Here is a 12,214-nt window from a genome sequence, read left to right as displayed (position 1 = left end):
GTGGGCTGCATATTGATCGGCTCAAGTCGTGAAGATCAAGCTATGTTGCCCCGCTGCCAATAGCTCTTCCACACCCGGCTATCTGGGGGTGCCAACGCCGCGCTGGCCGTCATCAGGTACTGCTCCCCATTGCTAACGCGGCGATGATCCTCACGCCACGCCATTTCAGCGGAATAAGCCTCAAGATAGGGGCCGCTGATGTGATCGCATCAACCACCAAGAAGGCGGTTCAACCGCAGGCCGACAGAAGCGCCTGGCGAATGAGAGCGATCAGGCAGGGGCGCTGCGAGGCCGTGCAGCGATGAAAGCGAGGCGTCGTGGGTGATCCATCATCGAATACGAGGCGCCGCCGGCGCACCGCGGTCTCCCTCGCTACCGTCTTGGGCGACCGCGTTCGCTGCGCCGGTCCTCGCACGCATGGCCGCCGCTACCTCAGCCTCGGAGGCAGCACGTTCGGCTGCCGCCTCGGCGCACCACGCTGCCATCACGTCGACGTCGGATCGCCCGGGACGGACATGCAGAGCCAGCCGCCGCATCTCGTCGCCATCGATCTGAGCCGCTGCCCACTTGCGAGTAGCGGGATCGCTACCGAGCCGGGCCATCAGAGCGGCCCGCGCGGCGTCGTGCGCGACCGGGCGCTTCAGGTCGCGCATGATCAACGACATCGACGGCACTGACCGATACCGGCCATGCATCACACCGCGTGTTCCCGGTCGCAGTGGTCCGGGAACTCCAAGCTCCCGCGGATGAGGCTCGTGCGGTGGTTCAGCATCGCGTTTCGGCATCCACGGCCGCAGCCATGCCGCAGTCCAAACAAAGGGAGCCACGGACATCGCCGCCATGAATGACGAGATCCAGGTTACGCCGAACAGAATCTCCCCTTTCATAGGCGATGTTCCCTCGGCGCGTGCGCGTCTATGTCGGGCACGGGCGGAGGCCACCCCCGAGCAGGACTTACGTTTTCGTGACGCACGAAATTCTTGCTTCGTCATCTTCCCATTCTCCTGCCTGCGTTGATTGCTGACGCCGCTGGCCGCAGCGCCAGCAGTTCTTGACGGGCCTGATCCCTTTCGCGCGCCGTTACCTGTACGGAGGCTGTGGCCACTCGGGCTCGCCGCTCCGCTTCTTGCCTCCGCGTGGATTCGTCGAGAGCGCGCCGAGCAGCATCGTCCGCCCGGGCTCGCTCGCGTGCGATCTCCCGAGCCGCGTCGAGGCGTGCCGCGGCCATGATCGAAGACCGACGTAGGCCATCCCAAAGAGCCCGGAGACGGCCACCCCACGAATTCATTCGTGATGCCCGTTGCTCCGCTTTGGCGACGATCTGCTCGGCCACGCTGCCGGCGCGAGCGAGCGTCGCGGCGGCCTTCCTTTCCTTGGTTTCGGCTGCCGCCTGTAGGGCTGCCGCTGCCGCCGCTTGCTGCTCCGTGGCGGCAGCCCTTTCCTGCGCCTTGGCAATCACGGAAGCGGCCTTGGCCTTCACGGAGGCGACGTGTTCTCGGGTGCGACCCTCGATCCTGGAGGCACGATCGAGGGCTGTCTTCGCCGCCAAGGCCGCGGTCTTTTCGACCTGCCATTCTTCCCGGCTCAGTCGCCGCCGTCCGGGACCGAGGCGAGCGAGACCGGAGGGGATGCCGACGTGCCGATGATAGGAATCTTGCCACTCCCTCATTGCCCGCTTGTAGGCGACGTCACCACGCTTATTCAGCGTCTTCGCATCCTCGCCCTCGGCCGCTCCCCCGGCGACGACGAGACGCTTGGCCTCGGTGCCGGGATGCAGTCGAGCGGCGCGGAGATCGTCGGGCAGGACGTAAGCATGGACGTGCGGATGGCTCTCATCGGTGTGCCTGACAACCGACAGCAGGCCGTCGCCGTATTGCTGCCGGAGCCATGCCACGGTGCGAACCTCCCAAGCCGCGACGTCGGCGGCCGTGGCGGTGTTGGCACGGGCCTGATCCATGGGCACGGGGTGCGACGCAACGACTGTCAACAAGCTTTTCTGGTCCTTGCGGACGGCGCGGCTCTTGCCGTTCGCGAGCGTCGTGCGCGCGCCCTCGCACGCTGCATCGTGCCGGCGACGGACCTCGTCGAGATCGACACCATGGATGACCTGCGGTGGCAAGGGCTGCGGCACATGCGGGCTCGCCCCCGGCTCGCGCGCGGCCTCAGAGATCACCCACCCAACCGATCGGCCTTTCGAATCCGATTTCCGGCTGTAAGCTTCGAGGTGCACGAACTGGTAGGCCATGACGACAATTCACTCCAGAGGAGGAACTTCGTCGCCGCTGCGGCTGATGGCCTGGCGGGCGATTATTCCGATCTGCCGCTCGACCTCGCCCACCGCATCGCGCACGCCGAGCGCAGCATCTGTGCAGACTAGGCCTGGGCAGTGAGCGCTGTCGTTCTCCGAACCAAAAAAGATAGGCACCCAAAAACGAACCGGAGTACCGTCCGGTCTCAGCGCGGTACCCGCCGCGACGATTTCCATCCGACTCTCGCCACAGCGTGTTAGCACTGTGAGCCTTGGGTAGATGTCTGGATGCCCGATGCCGGGATGGTCAATGAGTTTCGTCATGTGGATGTTCTCCTGCGAGTCACAGAGAGCGTGAGCCCAGAACGCTGCCGGCGGAAGTCGTAGTGACCGACTACCGCTATTGCGCTGCGCTCCATAGCCGTCGGCTCTCCGAGGGTTCACGCAGGATGCGCGGCCTCCATCGGGATGAACCCGTCACGCCCAGCGCCCCACCAGGCATTCCGTCACGCGGCCATCAGGACCTCGGCCTCGGTCAGTAAGATACCCGGATGCGCAGCGGCATCATCGGCGATGGCTCTCCGTAGCCGGGCGAACGTGCCCGCTCCGGTCGCCGCGTTGAGGCTCGCCCGGACCCGGCGGCGGGCCATCATGCGATCAGCGTCGACTGACGCCTTCACTTCCGCCGGCGACGGCGATGGTCGATCTGGGCGGCCTGCATCTCGGCGCAGGAAGTCGTCGTCGCCCTCGTTATCCTCTCGGCCTGCATCCAGCGCCCATGCCAGCACATCCCGCCAGCCGTCATATTCCGGTTCGACATCGTCGTCGTCGAACTCGATCCTCCGCACGAAGCCCTCAACTCGGGAAAGCAGTTCGCCAACCCGACCCCGGCCGACAAGCCCGTCCCACGTCGGTGCCTCGATCGTGCCTACCCGTTCGAGCTCGAGGAGCTGGCGAACACCGGGCTGCTCGTCGTCGGCCTCGGCAACGATGCCCAGCTTCCGCGCAAGATGATGGGACACGACGCCAAGCCGGATGCCTTTCATGGCCCCAGCGTATTCCTGCCAGAGCTCGCGGCACCGCTTCCGGGAAACACGATCGAGTCCTTCGACGTCGACCTGCATTGTCCCCTTCGCCGCGAGGGCAAAGGCGTGGACGGAGGTGGAGCCCCTCTTCCTACCGGTCTTGACCCATCCATGCGCCAACTCGGATGCGAGCTTGCCGCAGTATCGGGCAGCCTTCGTGGCATCAACGCATTCCTCTGCATCCTGCGCGGACCACGTGCCGGTGAGACCGTGATCCGGCAGCAGGCGGAGGAAACGGCCGATGAGAAGTTGGCAGGCAGCCTGGGCCCTTTGCGAATCCTGATGATCGAAGAAGACCAGGTAATGGCCGTGAAGCCCCCAGCCGGTAACAGGACTCCAGGGAGCCTCGATGACTCCCGATACGCCAAGTACGCCAGCTTGCCGGGACGGTCCCACCCAGCCAGCCCCCTGCCGCGCTTCCCTGAAGGCTTCCTGGAAGCCCTGCCGCATTGCGGCCAAGGAGGCATCCTTGATACGACGAACGGTAGGCGTCACGAACCAGACCGATCCCCCCATCTCGACGCAGGCCTTCACGGCACGGGTGAGGCGCTGCTGTATCTGGAACGCTCGGCTTGGCACGCAGGTTGGACAGAGGACGGCAGAGTCGCACCGATAGACGCCGGTCGCGTAGGCCCGGCCTTCGCCGGAAAGATGAACGGCGACATCGTCAACCTCATGCCCAGCCCGGCCGCATCCGCATACTGCCGGTCCTCGGGTTCCGTCTTCTGGACGAAGAAGACGAGCGATGCCATGGCGAAGATCGTACCGACCTCTCGTCGTCGTAAGCGGGCATTCGGCGGCTTCCTCCTCGCCCTGCCCATGCCCTGCTTCCTCGTCGTCGAGGACAGGGAGAAACGCAGCACCTCTACTGACAAGGCCCGGCCTTCCGGCCAGGCTGGCGACGTCGCTCCTCGCGCCGGCCGACGACGTCGCGACATGGGGATCGATCGCGATGCATGGTGACGGTGCGCCGTCGAATATCCGCAGGCGCCCCGCGGCGTCCTTCGCCGCCCCCGTGCCGGGGGCCGAGCCACGTGCTTGGACGCATGACTGCGCCCGAGCGGCGAGGCCGCCCGGAACCGGACGGTGAGGCAAAATCTGTTGACGTTCTGGAGCAGGGGAGGCTGTCGATCGGCTGGCAGGGTATGCCAGCCCCGGGATCACCCGCCGATGTGGCGGGCAGGATTGCTATGCGCGATGCCGGCGATCATCATGACCTCGTTCACACGCCGCCCGCGAGTCCCTGCCAGGACGATGACCGGGCGGCCTTCCTTTTCATGGTGTGGGCAGACGGTGCATAGGTCAAACGCCGACACGCCTCCATCTCGATTGGCCCAACCCAGCCCCAACCCCATGGGGCGTTGCCCCCTTCACCCCCCGCTCATTGCCGCGGGGCTAGTCCGGGTGAGGGCATGCCTTCGGGCCTTTGGCCCTTCGTCACGTCCTCACCCGGGCGCAGGAGGTTGGGGTCGCGTCCGTTCCATCAAGCGGAATGGCACCGGCCGAGGCTCGGATCGGAGCGCCGCGGCACTCCGATCCTGCGCCCGCACCACCCGGCGCAATTCCGCTTGACGGCCCTCCCGCTCCGTCCGCGGTCAGCCCTCCGGGCCGGCCGACGCAGGCTCATGCCTTCCGAAGGCGACCGATCTTACGTGGCCGGGAGCAGGGGATCGCCGGCGTCAAGCCTCCGAGGCTTCAGTCCGCCGGATGAAACCCCCTCGTCTCTCCCCGTGCGTAGCGTTGCCACTGGACCGAATCCTTTATGCCGCGCTCGGAAAGGAGTCCGGCTATCTGCCGGAGTTCTCGGGCTACATCTCTAAGGTCAGCCCAGATGAGGGCATAACGATCTCTGTCCGCTTCAGTGCTCTCGGTGATGGCCGCCAATCTGGTTAAACCAACTTCCGCGTGGTGCCGGGCCAAGTCGCATTGAGCGCGGATTGCTGCGGCCCGATCACGCCGCAAGCGGGATCGTTCAACAGCAGTCATGGCCTTCTTTCCCTTTGGGGGCCGGCCTCGCCCACGCTTCGGGGGAATCGTGCTGATGTCGGCCATCTGTCGCTCCAATTTCGTGACGCACGAAATTGGAGCGACAACACTATTATGGCAATGAGAAAGCCATATCCGCCGGGCCATGGCCGGACTCCGCCCCCTGTAGGGGCCCCCACGCCTCTCGCGGGAGCGACGCGGTACGCTCGAGTCGCGCCGGCTACGCCGACGCTCACCCAGCGCGGGTTGCGTCCTTACGGGGGCGCCCGGTTCGGCGAAGTATTGGGGCTGCACCAACCTCGGAGTAGGGTTTCAAATCGAGGCCGTCAGGCAATGCCAGAGTGGCGATCAGCCGGATCTCGTCGGGCCGCAGCGTCTTGGCACCATACCCTTCGCCAACGCTATCGTGCGCGTGTCCCACTTGCTGGTTTATCGTTCGCTTATCGACCTTCATGACTCTGAGGTAATCCTTGTATCCATGCCGGAGCGAATGAAAGGTCTGCCCGGGGCCATGAATTCCAAGTTGCTTCATCACCCTCATCATCCGCTTCGACGCCGTTGCGTGGGGCCGCACGCTGCGGAGAAGTTGAGGCCAAAGCGGGCCAATTCGGAGGCCTCCTGCCCACTGGATAAAGCCGGTGTCAGCGATTGCATCGGGTAGGGCTATGACGCGACGAGACTGCTCTGTCTTGACCTGACGTTCGTGCGTCTCGCCGTCCTCGTCCTCAACGTCCTCCACCAGAGAGAGCGTCCAATGGTCTTCAAATCGATGCAAGTCTTCGACCTGAAGCCCCACGAGCTCGCCCAATCGAGCGCCGGTGAGTGCTCCGAGAAGGGGCAAGTACTTGTCGTCGGGACGCCGTTCCCGCGCGGCATTCGCGAGCCATGTGTTGATCGCCTTAATGGGCAACCCTTCACGTTCAACCGGGCGAGCGGCGGAACGGGGAAGCGTGAGACGGACGTCCTCGTGGCCGAGGGCACGCGCGTGGTCGGGATAGGTGGCCCGCACCACCATCCAGACTGAGCGGAATTCAGCAAGGTATTCTGCAACGGTTGTCTTGGAGATTGGCTTCAGACCCTTGATCGTCTTGGCTCGTTCGATGGCTTCGATCGGCGTCAGATTGCGCAAGCGTTTATCTGACGTCCACGTCGATGGCAGCGCGCCGATGATGGAGACGTAACGCTGGAGATCGAGCGGCATGTATTGATCCACGGTCTTGTCACCGACGATAAGGATGAAAGACCGGACCGCGCGGCGCAGCCGCGCCGGGTATCCCGACCGCCCTCCGATCGCCTGCTCCTTCGCTCCTATGATCTCTTCGGCGATGATGGACAGGTGGGGAATGTCCGGCTGCGATTGTCCTCGCATGGTGGAAAGGCGATCGAGCGTTCGCTCGTAAGTCGCCCTCTCGATGGCCCAGTCCTCTCCGTCTCGCTTGATTTCCGAGCCGATCAGGTCGAGCCGAACCTGCATCCTGCGCAAGGCATCCCGTCGTTCCCGATGCTTTGCCTCGGCCTTCTGGAAATGACGAACGATATCCGGATCGGCCGTTTCGCCGTTGGCGGCTTCTTCCGACCATACCGTCTGTGCATTGAGCATCCGGATGCCTGCGCCGAACGCCTCTCTCCGAACGTTCGCGAGCTCCCTTGCCAAGGCGATCAGTCCGCGTGAGACCTCTTCCCGGGACACTTCTCTCTCCATCGCCACGGCTGCCCATCCCGCCAGGATGCGGGCGCGCCAGCGAGCCTCGATTGCCGTGAGGCGACCAAGCCCGATTCGGAATGGGGACACGCCAAGATGGCGCGAGGCTTTCGGAACACTGACCTGGAAGACCCATCCCGATGGCCGGCACCAGAGATAGCGGGGCATGTGTAGACCTCTGTGTAGATCACAGGGCTGCACACCGAATTTGTCATTAATTTCAATGAGATAGCGCTGGCGCTCCCAAGGGGACTCGAACCCCTGTTTTCGCCGTGAGAGGGCGACGTCCTAGACCGCTAGACGATGGGAGCGTGCGCGGAAGGCGCTCTACATATCCGCAACCCGGCGGCGCATCAAGCCCTGTCGGGTGACATCTTGTATAGCCTGTGGATGACGCCCTGTCCGGGCGCGCCACAGGGGCGGGCGTCAGGCCGGGCGCGGGCGGCTGCCGAACAGCGCGCTGCCCACCCGCACATGGGTGGCGCCCTGGTGGATGGCCACCTCGAAATCCGCGCTCATTCCCATGGAAAGGCCGGGCAGGTCGTTGCGGCGGGCGATTTCCGCCAGCAGGGCGAAATGCGGCGCGGGCACGTCTTCCGCTGGCGGAATGCACATGAGGCCGCGGACATCGAGCCCCGCCTTCTCGCGGCATTCGGCGATGAAGGCGTCGGCCGCTTCCGGCAGGACACCCGCCTTCTGCGGCTCGGCGCCCGTGTTCACCTGGATGAAGACCGGCAGGCGCCGGCCCTGGCGGGACATTTCCTCGGCCAGGGCATAGGCGATCTTGGGCCGGTCCACGGTGTGGATAACGTCGAACAGGGCCACGGCGTCCGCCGCCTTGTTGGATTGCAGCGGCCCGATGAGATGGAGCTCGAGGCCGGCCTGCCGGGCGCGCAGCTCCGGCCATTTGGCCTGGCTCTCCTGCACGCGGTTCTCGCCGAACACCCGCTGGCCGGCGGCGATAACGGGCCAGATTTCTTCGGCGCCAAACGTTTTGGAGACCGCTATGAGAGTGACGGCCTCGCGTGCGCGGTTCGCGTCGCGGCAGGCCTGTTCAATGGCGGACTGTATGCCGGCGAGCCGGGCGGGCGCCTCGCTGTGCGTGATCGAAGCTGATTGTGCGTTCGCACCGCTTCTGTTCATCACCGCCTCCTTATACGTTGCAATCGATCCCCCTTTTGCACTGAGATCGGGCGGGACGGAAGGAGAACCGCAGCTTTTGCGTTGGCGTGGCAACGATCGGCCCTCAGGCCTCGCGGACAACACTGTTGATCCGCCCGCAAAACCGGCGCGGGGCGGCAGCATCCGGCTGCGCATCGTCTTGCTGATTCTGCTCATTACCGTGCCCGTTTCGGTGGAGCGGGTGCTGAGCCTCATGGCTGATCGGGCCGAGCGTATCATGGATACGCAAACCATGTTGCACGACATGGCCGTGCGCGCGGCGCTGGCGCAGCAGGAAGTGCTGGTCTCGGCCAGCGCCATGCTGGAGGTGCTGAGCCGTCAGGCGGATTGGCTTCTGGCCGATCCGGCCGCCTGCCAGCGCCTCATGGAGCGCCTCAACAGCGAGGTGAGCGGCGTGCAGGGGCTCTATCTGGCCGCGCCGGACGGGCGGGTGGTCTGCGCCAGCTCCCGCGCCACCGTCGGCCGCAACGTCTCTGAGCGGCCTTACTTCCAGCGGGCGCTCGCCAGCCGCCAGCCGGTGCTGAGCGACCTCTTCCGGGGCAGCTCCCTCCTCGCCTCGCTGGTGCTGTCCAAGGCCGAGCGCGACGACAACCAGCGCGTCATCGCCGTGGTGGCGGCAGGGCTCGACCTGCAATGGCTCTCCCGCATCGCCGCCGAGACGGGCGCGTCGGCGGGCGTGACGGTGGATGTCATCGATTCGGCCGGCACCTCCCTGGTGCGCTACCCGCCGAGCCCCGACATCGTGGGCCGGAATTTCGCCGATGCCCCGCTGGTGCGGGCGACGGTGGGGCGCGACGAAGGGCATGCGCGGGTGGAAGGCCTCGACGGCGTGCGGCGCTATGTGGCCTTCGCGCGCTTCGGCGGCACCGATGTGCGCATCGTGCTCGGCATGGACGAGGCGGCGATCCTCGCGCCCATCGATCGGGAGATCCTCTCCTCGGTGCTCCTGCACTTCTCCGTGGTGCTTGCGGTGCTGGTCATCTCGTGGTTCGCCGCCGACCGGCTCGTGGTGCTGCCGATCCGCCGTCTCGCGCAGCAGGTCTCGTCGCTTGGCGCCGGCGACGGGCCGGAGGCCTCGCTCCAGCCGGAGGCGCTGCACGATGTGGGCGTGCAGGAGTTCGCGCCGCTGGTGCGCGCCTTCGGCGATCTCGGCCGGCGCCTCAACGAGCGCACGGAAGCCCTGCGCATGCTCAATGGGCGTCTCACGGCACTCGCCCGCACGGATGGCCTCACCGGGCTCGCCAACCGCCGCACCTTCGACGTGCAGCTCTCCGAGGACTGGGTCCGCACCCGCGAGACCGGCCAGCCGCTCGGCGTGCTCATGATCGATGTGGACCACTTCAAGCCCTATAACGACACGCTCGGCCATCTTGCCGGCGACGAAGCCCTGCGGGCGGTGGCGCGCATGCTCATCGCGGCGGTGGCCGGCACGCCCTATCTGGTCGCCCGCTATGGCGGCGAGGAATTCGTGGTGCTGATGCCCGGCGCCGGCCGGGATGCCGCCGAGGCCGTCGCGCAGGATGTCCGCCGCCTCGTGGAGACGCTGGAGATCGTCCATCCTTCCGCCGCCTATCGCCGCCTCACCGTCAGCGTGGGTGTGGCGGTAGCCATGCCGCTGGAGGGGGATTCGCCGGACGCCCTTCTGGCGGCGGCGGATCAGGCGCTCTATGAGGCCAAGGCCGCCGGCCGCAACCGGGTGGTGATGGCGGCGAGCGCCGTCTCGGAGGGCGCCCGCAAGCGCTGAGGCGGGAAGCGCCCTATAGGGCGTTCAGCCGACGCCGTTCTCGAGCCGCCGCACCGTCCGCAGCGGTCCGGCCGCTTCTGCGATGCGGAGAAGCGCCGGGCCAAGCGGCTCGCGGGCCACCGCCATGTGGAAGGCATTGGCGTGGAGCAGGGTCACCGCGTCCTCCACAATGCCCACATGCCCCGGCCAGAACAGCAGGTCGCCCCGCCGGAACGGGCCGGAAAGGTCGACGCTGGCGCCGAGGGCGGCCTCCTGCATGTCGCTGTCGCGGGGGGCCGAGATCCCGGCGATGCCGAGCGCCGTCTGGACGAGGCCGGAACAGTCGATGCCGAGGCTGGAGCAGCCGCCCCACAGATAGGGCGTGCCGAGGAGGCTGGCGGCCACGGTTACGAAATCCGGCTCTGCGGCATCAAGGGGCAGGATATGGCGCACGGGCACGGCACCGCGATCGGTCACGGCAAATTTTCCGCGCACGTCCCGCACATGGAGGAGGGCGCCGGTGACGAGCGTCGCCACCGGCGGCAGCTTGATGTCGAGGCCGGGGAACAGGAAGGTGCGCGGCGCGCTCACCCGATGCGTGGGCGCGGGGCCGAGCGGGCCGATGGCGATGGTGGGCATGTAGCCCACATAGCCGTCGCGGCCGAGTTGGACCCAGGACCAGCCCTCCATGTCGTCCTCGAACGCCGTAACGGTCTCACCGTAGAGGGCCTCGGTATCGAGCATGGCGTCCGGGCGTGGGGCGCGGCGCAGGGGCGCCACGTCCGCGAACACCCGGCGCACCTCGCCCTCCACAAAGCGCGAGGCATCCACCACGCCCTTGAGGCTCGATGCGGCAAGGTCCGGCCGCACGGGTGTGAGGCGGCGGTCCAGCTCAGCCATAGCGTTCGGCCAGCAGCGCATCGAGGGCGCGGATGGTCTGCGCCTCGCCGCCTTCCGGCCGGCCGGGGCGGGTGGAGGGGTTCCAGGCATAGATATCGAGGTGCAGCCAGGATTTCGCCGCACCCACGAAGCGCTTCAGGAACAGGGCCGCGGTGATCGAGCCGGCAAAGCCGCCGGAGCCGGCGTTGTTGATGTCCGCGATCTTGCTGTCGAGCATGGCGGCGTACGGCGCCCAGAGCGGCATGCGCCACAGCGGATCGTGCTCGGCCTGCGCATGGCGGGCGAGATCGGCAGCGAGCCCCTCGTCGTCCGTATAGGCCGGCGGCAGTTGAGGGCCGAGGGCGACGCGGGCGGCACCGGTGAGGGTGGCGAAATCGATGAGGAGGTCGGGCGCTTCCGCATCGGCCAGTGTCAGCGCGTCGGCGAGCACCAGGCGGCCTTCTGCGTCCGTATTGCCGATCTCCACCGAGAGGCCCTTGCGGCTCTTCAGCACGTCGCCGGGGCGGAAGGCGTTGCCGGCAATGGCATTTTCCACCGCCGGGATGAGGACGCGCAGGCGCACCTTGAGGCCGCGCCCCATGATCATCTGGGCGAGGCCCAGCGCCGAGGCGGCGCCGCCCATGTCCTTCTTCATCAGGAGCATGCCGGCGGAGGTCTTGATGTCGAGGCCGCCGGTGTCGAAGGCGACGCCCTTGCCCACCAGCGTCACCTTCGGCGCGTCCTCCGGCCCCCAGGTGAGGTCGATGAGGCGCGGCGCACGGGTGGCGGCGCGGCCCACCGCGTGGATCATCGGGAAATTCTCTTCCAGCAGCGCCTCGCCCACCACCACGTTGAGCGCGGCGTCGAAACGGGCGGCCAGCGCACGCGCGGCGTCCTCGATTTCGGCCGGGCCAAGATCATTGGCCGGGGTGTTCACGAGGTCGCGCACCAGCGTCACCGCCTCCAGCGTGCGGGTCAGCGCGGCGACGTCAACGCCGGCAGGCGGCACGAGGCAGACGGCGCGGGCGGCGCGGCTGCGGTAGCGCTCGAAGCGATAGGTGCCGAGGCCGAAGGCGAGGGGCGCGAGGGCCGGTACGGCGCCCTCGAAGCGATAGGTGCCGGCCGCGAGCTGGCCCGGCAGGCCGCCAGCGGCGAAGGGATCGCTGTCCGGCCCGAAGCCGAAGAGATAGCCCGCGAGCGCCCCGTCGGCGCCGGGCACGGCCACGAGCTTGCCCGCCTCGCCGGTGAAGCCGGTGCCGGTGGCGAAACGGCGCGCGCTCTCCGGAATGGCGGCGGCCGCGAAGCTGTCGGGGGTCACGCACCAGATGGGCAGGCTCGGCGCATCGGCCGCGGCGAAACAGGACGACATTGCTTCACTCCGAACGAACTGGTGCCAGCCACAACGAATC

The 12,214-nt window shown here is 67.0% G+C and carries 9 protein-coding genes, 1 tRNA gene and 1 pseudogene; 2 read left to right on the top strand and 9 right to left on the bottom strand.

Annotated features, from left to right (window positions below):
* Positions 1-35: 35 nt before the first annotated feature.
* The 4 genes and pseudogenes from DFO45_RS09465 to DFO45_RS09450 form a co-directional block, all read right to left on the bottom strand.
* Positions 36-200 (bottom strand): annotated as a pseudogene (locus DFO45_RS09465) (IS1595 family transposase); the annotation flags it as partial.
* A gap of 788 nt (positions 201-988) precedes the next feature.
* Positions 989-2,245, bottom strand: a complete 1,257-nt coding sequence (locus DFO45_RS09460; RefSeq protein WP_133864640.1) for a plasmid recombination protein — start codon at positions 2,243-2,245, stop codon at positions 989-991.
* A gap of 9 nt (positions 2,246-2,254) precedes the next feature.
* Positions 2,255-2,572, bottom strand: a complete 318-nt coding sequence (locus DFO45_RS09455) for a hypothetical protein (RefSeq protein WP_133864639.1) — start codon at positions 2,570-2,572, stop codon at positions 2,255-2,257.
* A gap of 182 nt (positions 2,573-2,754) precedes the next feature.
* The gene (locus DFO45_RS09450; RefSeq protein ID WP_133864638.1) at positions 2,755-3,372 is read right to left on the bottom strand and encodes a hypothetical protein; all 618 of its coding nucleotides are present in this window, start codon (positions 3,370-3,372) and stop codon (positions 2,755-2,757) included.
* 72 nt (positions 3,373-3,444) lie between these two features.
* On the opposite strand from DFO45_RS09450, the gene DFO45_RS09445 reads away from it, so the two are divergent.
* Positions 3,445-4,296, top strand: a complete 852-nt coding sequence (locus DFO45_RS09445; protein ID WP_133864637.1) for a hypothetical protein — start codon at positions 3,445-3,447, stop codon at positions 4,294-4,296.
* Positions 4,297-5,551: 1,255 nt separating this feature from the next.
* Here DFO45_RS09445 and DFO45_RS09440 read toward each other — a convergent pair.
* The 3 genes from DFO45_RS09440 to DFO45_RS09430 form a co-directional block, all read right to left on the bottom strand.
* A complete protein-coding gene (locus tag DFO45_RS09440; protein WP_133864636.1) occupies positions 5,552-7,189 on the bottom strand; it encodes a tyrosine-type recombinase/integrase in 1,638 nt (545 codons plus the stop codon).
* Between the two features lie 67 nt (positions 7,190-7,256).
* Positions 7,257-7,332: transfer RNA gene (locus tag DFO45_RS09435), tRNA-Glu, on the bottom strand.
* Positions 7,333-7,447: 115 nt separating this feature from the next.
* Entirely contained in the window at positions 7,448-8,164 is a 717-nt protein-coding gene (locus DFO45_RS09430) for a YggS family pyridoxal phosphate-dependent enzyme (protein WP_133864635.1), read from the bottom strand.
* Positions 8,165-8,342: 178 nt separating this feature from the next.
* On the opposite strand from DFO45_RS09430, the gene DFO45_RS09425 reads away from it, so the two are divergent.
* On the top strand, positions 8,343-9,947 hold the full coding sequence (locus DFO45_RS09425; RefSeq protein WP_166657084.1) for a GGDEF domain-containing protein: 1,605 nt from the start codon (positions 8,343-8,345) through the stop codon (positions 9,945-9,947).
* Between the two features lie 24 nt (positions 9,948-9,971).
* Here DFO45_RS09425 and DFO45_RS09420 read toward each other — a convergent pair whose 3' ends face one another.
* Together DFO45_RS09420 and DFO45_RS09415 are read right to left on the bottom strand one after the other, a co-directional pair.
* Entirely contained in the window at positions 9,972-10,826 is an 855-nt protein-coding gene (locus tag DFO45_RS09420) for an NlpC/P60 family protein (RefSeq protein ID WP_133864633.1), read from the bottom strand.
* Positions 10,819-12,174: a leucyl aminopeptidase family protein gene (locus tag DFO45_RS09415; protein WP_133864632.1), complete on the bottom strand. Its 1,356-nt coding sequence runs from the start codon at positions 12,172-12,174 to the stop codon at positions 10,819-10,821. The genes DFO45_RS09420 and DFO45_RS09415 overlap by 8 nt, the downstream gene beginning before the upstream one ends.
* Positions 12,175-12,214: the final 40 nt, after the last annotated feature.

The organism is Azorhizobium sp. AG788, assembly GCF_004364705.1.
GTDB classification, from domain to species: Bacteria; Pseudomonadota; Alphaproteobacteria; order Rhizobiales; family Xanthobacteraceae; genus Azorhizobium; species Azorhizobium caulinodans.
The sequence above is the reverse complement of the archived record's forward strand: the minus strand, read 5'-3'. Positions and strand labels throughout refer to the sequence as shown.